The 13,512-nt window shown below is 71.7% G+C and carries 18 protein-coding genes; 11 read left to right on the top strand and 7 right to left on the bottom strand.

Annotation, left to right across the window (positions count from 1 at the left end; all coding sequences use genetic code 11):
- Positions 1 to 49 precede the first annotated feature (49 nt).
- The 8 genes from IF29_RS42620 (at position 50) to IF29_RS0134000 (ending at position 5,159) form a co-directional block, all read left to right on the top strand.
- Complete coding sequence (locus IF29_RS42620) at positions 50 to 736, top strand: hypothetical protein (RefSeq protein ID WP_157624068.1); 687 nt, start codon at positions 50 to 52, stop codon at positions 734 to 736.
- Entirely contained in the window at positions 733 to 1,035 is a 303-nt protein-coding gene (gene tgmA, locus IF29_RS0134030; RefSeq protein WP_030263427.1) for a putative ATP-grasp-modified RiPP, read from the top strand. The genes IF29_RS42620 and tgmA overlap by 4 nt, the downstream gene beginning before the upstream one ends.
- Positions 1,035 to 2,000 (top strand): ATP-grasp ribosomal peptide maturase, encoded by a 966-nt coding sequence (tgmB, locus tag IF29_RS0134025; protein WP_037597647.1) that lies wholly within the window; start codon positions 1,035 to 1,037, stop codon positions 1,998 to 2,000. The genes tgmA and tgmB overlap by 1 nt, the downstream gene beginning before the upstream one ends.
- Complete coding sequence (locus tag IF29_RS0134020; protein WP_030263414.1) at positions 2,000 to 3,142, top strand: methyltransferase domain-containing protein; 1,143 nt, start codon at positions 2,000 to 2,002, stop codon at positions 3,140 to 3,142. Before tgmB ends, IF29_RS0134020 begins: the two co-directional genes overlap by 1 nt.
- The gene (locus IF29_RS0134015; RefSeq protein ID WP_157624067.1) at positions 3,139 to 3,540 is read left to right on the top strand and encodes a hypothetical protein; all 402 of its coding nucleotides are present in this window, start codon (positions 3,139 to 3,141) and stop codon (positions 3,538 to 3,540) included. Before IF29_RS0134020 ends, IF29_RS0134015 begins: the two co-directional genes overlap by 4 nt.
- A complete protein-coding gene (locus tag IF29_RS0134010) occupies positions 3,537 to 3,809 on the top strand; it encodes a hypothetical protein (RefSeq protein WP_051726388.1) in 273 nt (90 codons plus the stop codon). Before IF29_RS0134015 ends, IF29_RS0134010 begins: the two co-directional genes overlap by 4 nt.
- 31 nt (positions 3,810 to 3,840) lie before the next feature.
- Complete coding sequence (locus tag IF29_RS0134005; RefSeq protein ID WP_030263406.1) at positions 3,841 to 4,137, top strand: 4a-hydroxytetrahydrobiopterin dehydratase; 297 nt, start codon at positions 3,841 to 3,843, stop codon at positions 4,135 to 4,137.
- 290 nt (positions 4,138 to 4,427) lie between these two features.
- Positions 4,428 to 5,159: an AbiV family abortive infection protein gene (locus tag IF29_RS0134000; protein ID WP_030263404.1), complete on the top strand. Its 732-nt coding sequence runs from the start codon at positions 4,428 to 4,430 to the stop codon at positions 5,157 to 5,159.
- Between the two features lie 21 nt (positions 5,160 to 5,180).
- Here the strand turns inward: IF29_RS0134000 and IF29_RS0133995 are convergent, their stop codons facing one another.
- Positions 5,181 to 5,402 (bottom strand): hypothetical protein, encoded by a 222-nt coding sequence (locus IF29_RS0133995; RefSeq protein WP_030263403.1) that lies wholly within the window; start codon positions 5,400 to 5,402, stop codon positions 5,181 to 5,183.
- Between the two features lie 399 nt (positions 5,403 to 5,801).
- Between IF29_RS0133995 and IF29_RS0133990 the strand changes: the two genes are divergently transcribed.
- Positions 5,802 to 7,301 carry a hypothetical protein gene (locus tag IF29_RS0133990; RefSeq protein WP_030263401.1) on the top strand — a complete coding sequence of 500 codons (1,500 nt, stop codon included), beginning with the start codon at positions 5,802 to 5,804 and terminating at the stop codon, positions 7,299 to 7,301.
- Between the two features lie 100 nt (positions 7,302 to 7,401).
- On the opposite strand, the gene IF29_RS46450 is transcribed toward IF29_RS0133990, so the two are convergent.
- Complete coding sequence (locus IF29_RS46450; RefSeq protein ID WP_157624066.1) at positions 7,402 to 7,632, bottom strand: hypothetical protein; 231 nt, start codon at positions 7,630 to 7,632, stop codon at positions 7,402 to 7,404.
- Positions 7,633 to 7,943: 311 nt separating this feature from the next.
- Here IF29_RS46450 and IF29_RS0133980 point away from each other — a divergent pair, with 311 nt between their 5' ends.
- Together IF29_RS0133980 and IF29_RS0133975 are read left to right on the top strand one after the other, a co-directional pair.
- A complete protein-coding gene (locus IF29_RS0133980) occupies positions 7,944 to 8,249 on the top strand; it encodes a hypothetical protein (RefSeq protein ID WP_030263399.1) in 306 nt (101 codons plus the stop codon).
- A 66-nt stretch (positions 8,250 to 8,315) separates the two neighbouring features.
- Positions 8,316 to 8,819: a hypothetical protein gene (locus IF29_RS0133975; protein WP_157624064.1), complete on the top strand. Its 504-nt coding sequence runs from the start codon at positions 8,316 to 8,318 to the stop codon at positions 8,817 to 8,819.
- A gap of 3 nt (positions 8,820 to 8,822) precedes the next feature.
- On the opposite strand, the gene IF29_RS0133970 is transcribed toward IF29_RS0133975, so the two are convergent.
- From IF29_RS0133970 to IF29_RS0133950, 5 genes are all read right to left on the bottom strand, one after another.
- Positions 8,823 to 9,092, bottom strand: a complete 270-nt coding sequence (locus IF29_RS0133970; protein WP_030263393.1) for a helix-turn-helix domain-containing protein — start codon at positions 9,090 to 9,092, stop codon at positions 8,823 to 8,825.
- A 2-nt stretch (positions 9,093 to 9,094) separates the two neighbouring features.
- Complete coding sequence (locus IF29_RS0133965) at positions 9,095 to 10,378, bottom strand: hypothetical protein (RefSeq protein WP_030263390.1); 1,284 nt, start codon at positions 10,376 to 10,378, stop codon at positions 9,095 to 9,097.
- Between the two features lie 280 nt (positions 10,379 to 10,658).
- Complete coding sequence (locus tag IF29_RS0133960) at positions 10,659 to 11,546, bottom strand: hypothetical protein (protein ID WP_030263387.1); 888 nt, start codon at positions 11,544 to 11,546, stop codon at positions 10,659 to 10,661.
- The gene (locus IF29_RS0133955) at positions 11,543 to 12,187 is read right to left on the bottom strand and encodes a hypothetical protein (RefSeq protein ID WP_051726387.1); all 645 of its coding nucleotides are present in this window, start codon (positions 12,185 to 12,187) and stop codon (positions 11,543 to 11,545) included. The genes IF29_RS0133960 and IF29_RS0133955 overlap by 4 nt, the downstream gene beginning before the upstream one ends.
- Positions 12,184 to 13,266, bottom strand: coding sequence for a C40 family peptidase (locus IF29_RS0133950; RefSeq protein ID WP_051726386.1), 1,083 nt, complete (start codon positions 13,264 to 13,266; stop codon positions 12,184 to 12,186). The genes IF29_RS0133955 and IF29_RS0133950 overlap by 4 nt, the downstream gene beginning before the upstream one ends.
- Between the last annotated feature and the right edge of the window lie 246 nt (positions 13,267 to 13,512).

Genomic DNA, 13,512 nt, shown 5'->3' with positions numbered 1-13,512 from the left:
ACGGCACGTTCGCTATGCGGCGGCCACGCCGGAGGCTGCGGTGCGGTGGATGCGGATCTCCCTGAGGACGATCGGCTCCCAGCCCCTGGAGCCCGCCGCCGGCGAGACTGTGTGGCAGTGGATCCAGGAGGGCCACCGAGGCGCCCTGGAGGACCTGCGGGCCGGTCGCCCGGTCGCGCTGGCGATCGAGAACCAGGGCCACCGGCTCCGCTGGACGGTCAGGCCCGTGGCCCCGCAGTGCCACGAGGTGAACGGCATGCCGGTAACCGGTCCCGCAGACACTCCATCGGCCCGGGTGCCGACTGAGCAGAGGGACATGTACCCGCCGGGCCCGCCGGGCGGGATCAAGGTGGCCTACCTCAGCACGGTGACTGACTTCGGCCCTGACTCCGCGCTGCTCCGTGAGGACGGTCATGTGGAGTTACCCGGGCAGGCGATGCGGTGGATTCGCCGCAGGGTCAGGGCGATGGCCGCTCTCATGGAGGCCGAGGGACAGTGCCAGGCCGCTGCCTGGCTTGCCGACACTGCCGCCCTCTACGACGTGCTGACCTGGCTGTCCGACGGGATTCCCTACGCCTGTGAGTGGACCGCGGGCAGCGTTCACGTTCAGTTCAGCGCCTCGCCCGCCCAGCCCAGCGGCGATTTCCGGACCGGGCCGAACGACCCGGCTGCCGAGCTTCCGACCGGCGCATCCGCCGGACGGGTCGTCAGATCGAGAACAGGAGATCCCCAATGACGACACCCATAGGACCGTCGCACCAGGCGTTCCCGCTCACCCCGCCAGGAGGGCGCTACCTGCACAGCAACGAGACGCCCTCGGGACCGGACGTGCGCCCGTGGGCACTGCGGTTCGCGACCGTGCCGGACTCGACCGGCGCGGTGGCCGTGCCCGCCTGCGTCTACGACCAGACCCAGCAGGTCTCCCTGGCGAGCGACGGCGGACTGTTGACCTGTATGGCCAACACCCACACCCCCACGGTGCCCGACGGGGACCCCGACAACCCGCCGCCGTTGGACGAAGGGCCCAAGGACTGATGAGTGTGCCCATCCTGGTCATCGCCGCCGCCGACGACTGGCCCACTGACCGCGTGGTCGCCGCCCTGGGCGCGCGCGGCAGCGAGGTGTTCCGCATGGACACCACGGACTTCCCCCAGCAGCTCGCCCTGGCCGGCCGGATCGACGAAGAGCACGGATGGGCCGGAGAGCTCAGCACCGACTGGCGCACGGTGGACCTGGCTCGGGTCGGCGCGGTGTACTACCGCGCCCCGGGCCCCTTCGGGATCTCGGAGGCCATGTCGGGGCCTGAGCAGCAGTTCGCGGCGGCCCAGGCCCGGGCTGGCCTCGGCGGGGTGCTCAGCGCGCTGGAGTGCCGGTGGGTGAACCACCCGACCGCCATGGCGAGAGCGGAGTACAAACCGGTCCAGTTGGCCGCTGCCCGGGCATCCGGCCTGCGTATCCCGCCGACGCTGATCACCAATCAGGCTGAGGCTGTGCGGTCGTTCGCGGAGCAGGTCCCGGGCCCGCTGGTCAGCAAGCCGGTGGCGTCGCCCATCATCGTTGAGGAGGGACTCCTCAAGACCGTCTACACCCGGAAGCTCTCTCCATCGGACCTGGCGGACCTGCGCGGCGTCGACGCCACCGCGCACTTGTTCCAGGCCTGGGTGGAGAAGGCGTACGAGGTGCGGCTGACGGTGGTGGGGGAGCGGATGCTGGCGGCCGCGGTGTACGCCGGCAGTGCGGCCGCGCGGGTCGACTGGCGCAGCGACTACGGCGCCTTGACCTACGCGGTCACCGACATCCCCGCCGACGTGGCCGCGGGCGTGCGCCGGATGATGACCAGGCTGGGCTTGCGCTACGGTGCGGCCGACTTCGTCGTTGACCCCCAGGGGCGCCACTGGTTCCTCGAGGTCAATCCCTGCGGTCAGTGGGACTGGATCCAAGGAGCGACCGGGCTGCCGATCGCCGAAGCCCTGGCCGACGAACTCGAAGGAATCGCGTAATGGAACACCTGGACTGGCAGCCCGCCGCCGAGCGGCTCGCCCGCACCTTGTCCACGCCCGGGCCCGGCTGGTTCCGTGCCCTGTCCCATGTTCCCCGCCACCTGTTTGTTCCCCGCTGGTTCAGCGCCGGCCCCACCGGATGGACGGTCACCGACGGCCCATCCGATGAGACGGCGTGGGTGGACGCCACGTACGCCGACACGACGCTGGTGACCCGCGTCGGTGCGGTGCACGCCGACCACGCGGCCGCCGATGCTCCGGTGGTCGGGGTGCCCACCTCCTCGTCCACGAACCCGGGACTGGTCACCGCCATGTTCCGGCACGGCCGGATGTCCCACGGCACCAGGCTGATGGACATGGCTACCGGGTCCGGCTACAGCGCCGCGCTGGCCGCCTACCGCCTGGGCGACGCCAACGTCACCAGCCTGGACATCGACCCCTACCTCACCGAGGCGGCCACCGAGCGGCTGCACAGCATCGGCCTGCGCCCGCAGGTGGTCACCGGCGACGCCGCCGGCGAGCTGCCCGACCAGTACGACCGGATCGTGTCCATGGTCTCCGTGCCCCGCATCCCCGTATCGTGGCTCGCCGCGCTGCGGCCCGCCGGACGGATGGTCACCACCCTGGCGAACACCGGGCTCATCCTCACCGCGGACAAGCAGCCCGACGGCGGGGCCTCCGGCCGCATCGAATGGGACCGGGCGGCGTTCATGACCACCCGCACCGCCGATGACTACCCGGCGATGCTGAACAGCATGTTCGCCCAGGTGCGCGAGCAGGACGGCGAGGACATCACCCAGAGCCCCTACCCCGTGATCAACGTCCCCCAGGCGTGGGAGGTGTGGTCGATGCTCACGGTCACCGCGCCGGGGATCGAGCACCGGCTGCAGCTGGACGAGGACGGCCGGATCACCGCCTGGATGCTCCACGCTGACGGGTCATGGGCCCGCGCCACCATGCCCGCCGGGGCCACTGGCGCCATGGTCCACCAGGGCGGCCCGCGCCGCCTGTGGGACATCCTGGACCGGATCCGCCGCCGGTGGCTCCAGGAGGGATCGCTGCCCGTCTACGGCGCACGGGTGACCATCACGCCCGACGGACAGACGACACTGCGCCGAGGACAGTGGGAGGTCACGCTGTGAACCCCGCAGCCCAGTCGCCCAGGTGGGACACGCACACCCGTACCCCAGCCCCTGCGGCTCAGCTCTACCAACTCCCAGACGGCCGCCGGCTGGTCGCCCCGCAGCCGGTCCGGACCGGAGCCCTCCAGCTGGGAATGTGGATCATGCTGGACGGCCGGCCCTACGAGATCACCGACATGCGCTCCCGCCTCGAGGGCGGCCGGGTGATCCACCTGGCGCAACGTGCTCCGCACGCCATGACCAGCCTGGAAACCGTCCCGGTCTACACCGTGGCCCCCGCCCTCCCCTCCGGCCAGGACGATGAGATCCCCACCGGGGCCGTAGCCCGCGAGCACCAGCTGCGGGAGCCGGCCAGCGGCGCTAGGCGAGGCCGCCCTCACGGTGCTCCTGCTCGATGACGGCCAGGACCAGCAGATCTGACCTCCTCCAGCCCGAAGTCGGCCGCGGTGAGCCCGAGAGTGGCGAGCTTGCGCGCCAGGCCACCGCCGCACTCGGCGAACCGGAGCACGCGATCAACCTCGCCCGCGAATCCGCACTCATCGCAGCCGACACCGGCTCCGCCCGCCACCGCGCCGAACTGGTCCGCCTACGGGCAGAGATGAAGCCGTGGCAGCACCACCCGCTCGGCCAGGACCTGGACGAGGCCCTGGCCCCCACAGCCGCCTGACCCCATCACCCGCCCTACCGAGAGGAACACCGTGCCGGAGCCGCTGAGCGACGACCAGATCACCGCCGGACTTGCCAAGGCCGAAGGCTGGACCCGCGAGGGCGACGAGCTCACCGCCACCTACAAGGTCGGCCGGGCGAACGCGCTGCCCTTCTACACGGCCGTGGCCGCCGCCGAGGACGAGCTCAACCACCACGCCAACGTCCACATCGTCTACGGCACCATGGCGTTCAAGGTGAACACCCACGACGCCGGGAACGCCATCACCGAGCTGGACCTCGCCCTCGCCGAGAAGATCGCTGCCATCGCCGCCGACCAAGGCTTCTGACCCTCAGGCGGTACGGTGCCCCCGGCCGAGCTGACCGGGGGCACCGCTGTGCCCGGGAAGACCCGGGGCAGGCCGTGATGGCGAGCCGTTGTTGCGGACCCCGCCAGGCCCGTGTCGGCGCGGGCCTTGGCCTCCATCCAGCCAGAGGCGATCGGACCTGACAGACCCAACACCTCCTACCGGCTGACCGGGAATCCACTCCCGGCCCCGGCGGGTGCCCGCGCCCGGCGACGCGCTTGTCCATGACGAAACCCGTTGAGGGAAGGGCGTCGCCGGTGCGAAGATTACTCATGGGCAAGAAGAACGTTCGGATTCCAGACGACGACGAACTCGTCCGCCTGGCCTCTGCAGCCTGCGAGAGCGCCGCCCGCAAGCTGAGGGCCGCCACGCTGCTGTTCGACGGTGGCCAGTGGGCAGAAGCCTTCGCCAACGCGGCGCTCGGCTTCGAGGAACTGGGGAAAGCCCAGCTGTGCATGACCGTCGTCGGGATCCCCCTGCCGTACCGCAGCGACTTTCCCGCGCGGCAGTTCGACCAGTGGTTCAACGGCCACACGGTCAAGGCGGGCTTTGCCCACCTCGTACTGCGGGGCCTGGTTGACCAGGACGCCCCCGCTGCTGTGGCCGACCTGATGGCGGAAGTCGACGCGGCCGCCGCGCGGAGCAATGAGACGAAGTTCCGGGGACTCTACGTCGACCTGGCGGCGGACGGCTCGCTGCTGCACCCCGACGACGTCTCCGAGGCGGACGCCTGCTGGATGGTGGAACGACTCCAGCGGCTCCTGGCGTGGATGGGACCGATCTTCGCCGACATGGCCGAGGACCCCGGCTTCCTCGTGTTCCTCGGCCAGTACCGAGATGGCCTCGATGCTGACGCCTTGGCTGCCGCGATCGATTCGGGCGAGGACGACTTCTGGAGCCAGATGAGGGCAGCAGTCCAAGGCCTTGGGCCGGTTCCAGGCTGGCTCACCGGAGCGCTCCCGGACGAGATCGCCTCGGTGCTGGAGAGCGGCGGAGCCGGATAACGACGGATGAGTGCCCTGCTTCTATCCCACAGCCGGTGATACCGCAGCGGCTGCGACGGTGAGGATGATCGCCGCGTCCTCGATCAGACCTAGGGCGCGGCCGATCTCGAAGTAGCCGACGCCTGCTCCCCGCGCCGCCGCCGCAGCCGACGTGGTGGCGCTCCGAAGCTCCTGAACTGCCAGCTCAACCGCCTCCGGCGCCTGGTGACGACTAGCGGCGTGCAGGTGATCCTTTACCTTCATGTCTTCTCCAACGAGCTTGCAGCGATCTGGTGTTGCCCTGCCGCCGCCGAGGGCGCTGTCCGCGGGATCGAGCACAGCTTCTGCAGTGGCAGGCCGCGCACCGGCACCCGCTCTGCCTGCCGTGTCACCTCACCCCCGTGCCCTGGCAGCGGATGACTTCAGATCAGCCGCAGATTCTCCTCAGAAGTAGCGCCCGCCGCTGTCAGTGGCGGGCGCTACCGTTATTTGCAGCGGCCAGACGCGTACTGCCGCCCGCCGACGCCAGCGCCCACGCCGCAGGCACCCATCGGCCAAGGTCTCCCGGGGCCCGCGGAGTTCGACCGTTCAGCAGACTGCGTACTGGCCGTGATGACGCATCCGACCGGCGGCAGCGTGGGAGTCCCGCCGAGGAGACCTGTCATGCCGAAAAAGCAGCCCACCAGCGCGAAGCGAGCCCGCGCCGCCGTCCGCGAGGGCGCCAAGTACACCACCGCCCTGCGGGTCCAGCCCCACCCCGACAACGTCGCTCGCTACGGCTGGGACGAGCACATCGTCACCGCGCTGTCCGAGATCATCGCCGACGGCGGCACCCCCACGGTCGGGGTCATCTGGCTGGACCCTCAGCCCGCCCACGAGGACCGGTGGGGCATCGCCGAGGCCACCGCCGGCGGCTATCGCATCCGCGAGTACGAGCACCAGGTCCACGCCATGGCCGACCTCACCAAGGGTACCCGGGTGCCGGTGCCGTACCGGACCGCCGAAGGGCTGGTCCAGGTCGCCGCGCTGTGGCCGCTGGTCCACTGGGAGACCGAGGGCAGTCCGGGCTGGCAGTGGGCCCACAACGGCTGGGGCGTCGAGCAGGCCGACGGCGAGATCCTCGACGGCTTCAACCCCCTGCCCGTCAGCGCCGACCTGCCCTACGAGGTCAGGGTCTTCCACATTCCCAACGGGGTGGCCGGCGAGGACTACAGCGGCACCGCGCCCAGCTGGGAGGTCTGGGCCTGGTGCGCCGAACAGGCCCACGCTGAAGAGCTGGCCCAGGCCGCGGTCGCCCACCGGACCACCGCCCGGCCGGAGTGCGGCTACGTCCGCGCCCAGGTCTGGCAGCACAACCAGTACCTCAACGTCCTGCCCGACCTGGTCCACACCGCCGACGCCAGCCCGGCCCGGCCGCCGTTGCCCCGGCTGCCGTTCGACACCCCGGCTCCCGGCCGCCCCGCCTCCGCCGGCCCCACCCCCGAACCGGTCTGGCGGAACGGGGAGAAGCACCCGCCCACCTACGAGCTGGTGGTCTGGACCCCGGAGGAGGGCTGGACCTCCTCCGCCTGGTTCACCGGCGGACGCTCCCGGGTCGGCGTGGTCGCGGACCTGCTGCGGGTCGGGGCCGGCGGTCCGTACCCGTACGCCGAGACCTGGGGCCCGCGCCACCCGGACACCTGGGCCCACGATTGGACCCAGGAGGGACGGAGCCTGACGGACTATCACCCGAACATGCCCAACGCCGAGCTCTCCGCCCTGGTCGAGGAGCACTACCAGGCCGAGGCCCGGTACCTGGCAGCCGCGCTCGCCGACCGCAGCAACGGCCAACTCACCGTCGAGCAGGCCACCGCCCGGCTCGACGCCGGCGGAAGCAAGTACCGCGACTTCCTGCGCATCGGACAGGTGGTCCTGCTCGACGTCTTGAACCGTCAGCGCCGCGAACTGCCCCAAGGGCCCGAGCGGACCGCCGTGCGGACCCTGATCGACCAGCTGGAGAACCGGCACCAGGTCGCACCCGGGTACGGCGACCTGGCCCGGGACCTGCTCGGCAGCAGTCGCGACCACGACACCGCGGAGATGAAGGCGTTCCGACGCCGGGCCTTGGAGGAGTACCTGGCCCCGGGCCCGGACACCACCGGGGTGCCCGGCCTGCCCGAGTAGCACACTGCTGGCGTCCTGCCCTGGTGGTTTCAGTCAGGTCTCGGTGCCCAGTTGGGCACCGAGACCGCGTCCGCTGATGGCGCCCGACCGGCCGGGCAGGTCACTGCGCCCCGTCGCGCAGGCCGCCTTCTTCGAGACGGCCGGTGAGCGTGTTCATCAGTTCGTTCAGGTCCGGTGAGGGGCGTGCCCGAAGGAGTGCTTCGACCAGCTGCTCATCGGAGGTGGCCTTCAGCCACCCGACGAGCACCGCCAGGGTCGGCGGCGACATGTGCGTGATGTCGTCCGCACCCGCTGTCGTCGCCGCAGGCGGCGCGGCGCTGGTGGGACGCACGGGCTGGGGCGTTTCCGTCCGTCCCTTGCGGCTCGGGGCGGCTGGGTGATTACGCCGCAATCACCTTCGGTCCGCGGGGTCTCGGCCTTGCCCGCGGGCAAGGGCCGGTCCTCGCGGCGTGGGGTGACCACGATGGCCGCCTGCGGTGCCGCCGGACGGTCCTCGCGCCTGGCCAGTTCCGAGCGGACAGCATCGGCCTGCTGGTCGGGGTTTGGCGACCAGGCGGGCGATCTCTATGCTCAGCTCCCCGGCGGTCAAGGAGTCCCGGAGTCCGCTGGTGAGGTTCAGCAGCGACAGCCGCGGGCTGGTCGGTGTCCGTGCGCACCTACCGCCGGTGGGAGAGCCCGGATCCGGGCTGGCCCCGCTACCCGGCCATGCTGGTGCTCACCGCCACCTTCGGCCGGAACTCCCGCGCCCTCGGCTTCACCAAACCACCCAGCTCAGCGCCGACCGCCCACCAGGAGTACCCGTTGGACCGCCGCCACTTCCTCGCCGCTTCCAGCGCCGTCGCACTGGCGGCGCTCACCCCGGCCGGACCCGCGCGCCGACACGTCGACCCGGACCTGGTCTGCACTCACGGGGAATGCCTTTCCCCGCCGCTGACGATGTTCAGTTGAGGCTGAGTTCGCCTGCCTGCGGAACGGGAGGCGGGGCCGGTGCTGGGCCCGATAGAGTCCTCGGTCATGGGACGCGAGAAGCGGGGCAAGCCGCGCCGGATCACTGCACCAGTGGGCGAGCACGGAGTTCACACCACTTCGCCAGTGACCCGGCTGCTGGCGCAATCCCTGCACCTGCTCGGTTCCCCGGCGATCCTGATGATCCAGCCCGACACCGTGTCCAGGGTATCGGAGAGCGGGGAACTGATCTACGCCGACGCGATCGAGGTTGCGGTGCGCGGCAGTGGCGGGAAGCCCTTGGCGGTGCCGCCCGTGCTCGGTTCCGAGCCTGCGCCGGGCTGGACGGCCACTCTGGACCTGTCCACTGACGAACTCTTGATCCACTTCCCGGATGGTCTGGTCTTCTACGACGGCGGGCTGCCGACGAAGGGTCCGTGGGTGCCGGACGTGCGCAAGGCGGGGGTGGTCTCGGTGATCACGGGCCCGATCGCCACGATTGATGACGCCGAGACCGTGATCCTCGGTGGGCGTGCGAGCCACGTCACCGTCCCGATCACGATCACCGGCTGACGCTCAGTCGCCGTCGGTGCTCGCGTCCTGGGCCTTCCTGGGGCGGCCTGTTGGCTGGCGCTGGGCCCACCAGGGGTCGAACTCGCTCGGCAGGTACCGCCCGCGGCCGCCGGGCCCGGTGACGACCGGGGCCGGCGGCGCGGGGTTCGCGGCGTCCTTGGCGTGGGCGGCGCGAGCGGTCTTCAGGGCGTGGGACACGGTGGAGCGGTCGACTCCGTAGCGCCGCGCGAGTTCGGCCGCGCTGAGCGGGTACTGGTCGGCCGGATCGGTCATGGTCACACCTCGTATGGGTGGTAGCGGCGGTCGTGGCGTCCGCGAGCGTCAGCCATGGCGGTGTAGCAGTCGACATCGCAGGCCAGGCCCAGGCTCGCCACCATCCATCCGCCGTCGGACTCGGTGCCGCCGCAGTGCCCGCAGTGTTTCACGTGCGGTGTGGGGCAGGCCTGGCCGGCGGCACGGGGCGCGGGTGCAGTCCGGGCGGAGTCCTCGTAGGCGTCGTCGTACTTGTAGTCCTGGTAGTACGCGCGGGCGATGGCCAGGTCGGTGTACTCGGTGCTGTCGGCCAGGGCGTCGACGGTCCAGCGGGGCATGCGGGTGCCGTCGGCGTAGACGTCGGTGTACTCGGTGAGGATGGCCCGACCCCGGCCCGGCCCCAGGCCCTTGTTGTACAGCTCGCGGCGCTCGGTCGACACGGGCGTGAGCCGTGACACCCGCTGGCGCTCGCTCAGATCGCGGGCGGTCTCGCGGGCCTTCTTCTCCTCGCGCTTGACCCGGGCGGCCTCCTTGCGGGCCGCCGCCTTCGCCGCCTTCGCGGCTTCCTGCTCGCGGATCATCTGCTGCTCGGCGATCTGGTCCTCGGCCGACATGATGTCGCAGGTGCGGCAGTCGAATCCGAGGCCGTCGGCGCGGTGCTCGGTCTGCCAGTGGCCGCCGAACTCGCGGATCAGGACCTGGCGGGCCTGGTCGGCGATGACGGTGACGCCGCACAGCGCGCAGGGGGTGCCGGTGGCGGCCCGGCGCTCGGGGCACTTCTGGTAGTGCTCCAAGGCGGTGTCGTCGCCGCGGCCGACGCGGTGACCGGTGCCCTTGGGGATCGGGTTCTCGCACCAGCGGCAGGTTCCGGAGGCCAGGGCCGGGCGCTGGGCCTCGCGGATGACCTCGACGGGCAGGTTGGTCGGCGGGGCCGGGTGCTTGGCCAGGAGCGTGGTGAGCTTCTTGATGGTGCTGGCTCCGAACGCGCTCTTGCTGCTCTTGTAGTGGCGCGACCACAGTTCCTTGAGGGGGTTGGTGGTGTCGTCGGTGACGAGGTGGACGGTGACGGTGGCGTCCTCGACGCGGTGGCGGCCGCTGCCGTGGTAGTTGTCGGCCCATCCGGTGGTGGCCTTGTCGACGGTCAGCAGGAGGGTGCCCGGCAGGGTGTCGATGACGTCGCCGGGGTTGAGGAACTGGCCGATGACCGCGTAGCCGCCTTCGGCGGCGGGGTCCAGGTCGGAGAGGATCTTGCGCCAGCAGGCGGCGGGGTGCAGAGGGTGCGGGACCGTGGGGACGGTGACGTCCATGGGCTCTCCTGGATGTGGTGGCCAGTCACCGGGCGGTGGCTGGGTGCCTCGACACGTCCAGTGTGGCACCGAGCACCCTCAACTTTCAACACTTGGTGAAAGTTTTTGGGATGGGAGAACCGGTCCGTAGAGAGCTGTCGAGGCATCCACAACGGACCGGCCGCAACAGGATCTCACAGCGGCCCTGCGCCTTCCCCGTGCTGACCGCGCCGAGTTCGCCGGGTGGTAGCCGTTATCCGCCGTCCCGGGCGCCTGCCTCCTCACCCGGTGAACCTGCTCGTCACCGTTCACCACCCCCAGTACCGGAAGGGAGGTCGGTCCAGACGTGTCGCTTCGGGTCGTGTGGTGTCGCCCAGGCGGCGGCCGCAGTGCCGTGGCGTTCCAGATCGGACAGCACCGCCAGGCCGACGCGACCTCGGTCCAGTAGCCCGGCGACGTCCGGGTCGCCGCCGGCCAGTTCCCGGCACGCCTCCAGCAGCGCCTCGGTTTCGGTGTCGGTGGTGTGGGCGATGAGCAGCAGGTGTGGGGCGCGGGGGTACCAGCGCCGCCAGGGCCCCGGCAGCGTGGTGGTGCCGGGTGGTCCGCCGCCTTCGAACCGGCTGTAGTCGCGCAGCCGCGCCACGACCGTCTGCGGCGATGCGTCGGGGGGCAGCAGGTCGACCAGGGCGTCCATGGGCAGCAGTGGCCGCACGTGGGGGCGGCAGGTGCGCAACCGCGCCGTCCACTGCAGGTGCACGGGTGCGTGGCCGCGATCCCTGAAGTGGTGCGCGGCCGGGGCGTCCCAGGCGAACAGGTCGCCCGGGTACGCGGCGTGGTGCTGGCGCCGGAACAGCAGGCCCAACGTGGTGGTCGCGAGGGCGTCGGCGGCGTGGGCGGCGGCCGAGGCCGGATCGGTGATCGGCTGGTCTGGGCACAGTCCCAGGCTCTCCGGCTGGGTGCGGGCCACGGTCAGGCCTTCCTCGGTCAGGTGCCAGGCGTCGTGGTGACACACTGCCAGGTACTGGGCGCGGAGTGCTTCGAGGCGTCCGCCGAGTTCGCCGGCGTCGGCGCTCTGGTCGGCCAGGAGTTCGTACAGCTGGGCGGTAGTGGCGATGCGGTGACGCAGCAGCAGGAACAGGATGCGGCCGGTCAGCGGTCGCAGGGTCGGGAGCGTCCCGGTGTCGGTCATCGGATCGGCTCCCAGGTTCCGCCGGAGTGTTGGACGAGTTTGACGGTGCCGGGCAGGCCGATCTGGGGTTCTGCGCCCGGTGAGGTTCCGGCCCAGAGCAGGGTCACGGTCACCGCGGTGGTCCCGGTGCGGCGGGCGATGGCGGCCTGGACGCGGACCTGGGTGTAGCCGGAGGAGCCGGGGCCGGTGAAGTACGCGGGCCACCGGGCGCGGCCGGTGCCGGTGACGTCGGCCAGCCAGACCTGGCGGCCGAGCTGGGCCAACTGCTGCTCGAGGACCGCGGGCAGGTTGTTCGGGGTGCTGCGCTCCAGCAGGGTCTGGACCGCCGGGTCGCCGGCCGGCCCGTCGCCCGGCGCCAGGACCCCGGCCTCGGCGGTAGCACCAGAGGTCGCGGTCGCCCTGGTGGGCGTCGAGGCGGCCGTGACGCGCGACGGGAGGATGCTGCCGGCGGTGGGCGAGGTGACAGCAGGCGACGGAGGGGAGGAGGCGGCTGCGACTGCGGCCGGCGGGGAAACTGCCGTGGTCGGGGCGGTGGTTGATGTTGCGGGCGGGATGGCGGCCGGGTGCGCGGGGGTGTGCAGGAGCCACAGTCCGGTGGCGGTCAGGGCGAGAGAGGCGGCCAGCGCGGTAAGGGCCCTCACAGGACCGCCGCCCCACCGGCATAGTCGTACGACCACACAGGGGCTGACTTCACATTTTCAGACGGCCGTGGTGCCTCGAGCATCATGCCGCCCCCTTCATAGATCGCCACGTGGTAGATGGAGGCGTCGTCGCCGGGGATCAGCCCGAAGAAGACCAGGTCGCCGGGGCGCAGCGCGGACAGCCCGGCGGAGGCGGGGATCCGGCGGCCGACTGCGGCCTGGTCGGCGGCCAGGCGCGGCAGGGTGACGCCGGCCTGGGCGTAGGCGTAGAGGGTCAGGCCGGAGCAGTCGAAGCCGATGACCTTGCTGCCGTCCTGTCCGCCCTGGGAGCAGCAGATGCCACGGGTGGGTCCGTGGGCATTGCCGCCGCCCCAGGAGTAGGGGATGCCGCGTTCGGCCAGGGCGGCCGCGATGACCACGGCGGCCCGCCCCGAGGCCGGGACGGCGGCTGTGGTGGGGAGTTGCTGGAACTGGGTGATCGCTGCCTCGACTTGGGCGACGTAGGCCTCGGAGTGGTTGTAGGAGTACAGCGCGTCGTGGAGCTGGGTGGCCTGGGTGAGGTCGCGGCCCTTCCCGCACAGGTAGACCGCGGCGGTCAGCGAGGCGTCGAAGGCGTTCTGCACGTCGGGGGCGGCGGCGGTGCCGCGGGCGTTGATGCCGTCGGCGGCCCAGGTGGCGGGCATGAACTGGAAGGGGCCCAGGGCGTGGGCGTAGCCGGTTCCGTTGCGCACCGCGGTGGTGTTGCCGCCGGTGCCCGTGCCGTCGAGGGCGGGGCCGATGATCGGCGGGGTGATCTGGCCGTCGGCGGCGATGGTATGCCCGGCGGCCTGGTTCGACTCGACCTGGGCGACGCCGGCCAGGATCTGCCAGGTCATGCCCGTGCAGGCGGGCACGCGTTCCGGCGCCCGGGTGGCGGCCTGCTGGTAGGCCTGGGCCAGGACGGGGTTCAGACCCGGCGCTCCGGTCGCGGTGCTGCTGGTGTCCGCGGTGGCGCTGCCGCCGGCGGCCAGTCCGAGCGGCAGGACCATCAAGGACATGGCGCCGATCCCCAGGACGGCCAGCCAGAAGAGCTTCCTCACAGCAGGTCACCTCGCTCGCGGGCTTCGCGCCGGGCCCGGTGCAGGGCCTGGGTGAAGTTCTCCCGGCCGGTGTTGCGCAGGGCCTCGGCGCTGCTCTGGCCGTGCGCAGGCAGCACGGGCCCGGGACCGGAGGACCCGGACGAGGGCGGCCGGGGCGGGGACGAAGGCGAAGGTGGGGTGGAGGGTGGTGGGGGTGATGGCGGGAACGGCGGGGGGGGGGGGGTGGTGGGGGGGGGGGGGGTGGGA

This window comes from Streptacidiphilus jeojiense (assembly GCF_000719095.1).
In the GTDB taxonomy this organism is placed as follows: Bacteria; Actinomycetota; Actinomycetes; order Streptomycetales; family Streptomycetaceae; genus Streptacidiphilus; species Streptacidiphilus jeojiensis.
The sequence above is the reverse complement of the archived record's forward strand: the minus strand, read 5'-3'. Positions and strand labels throughout refer to the sequence as shown.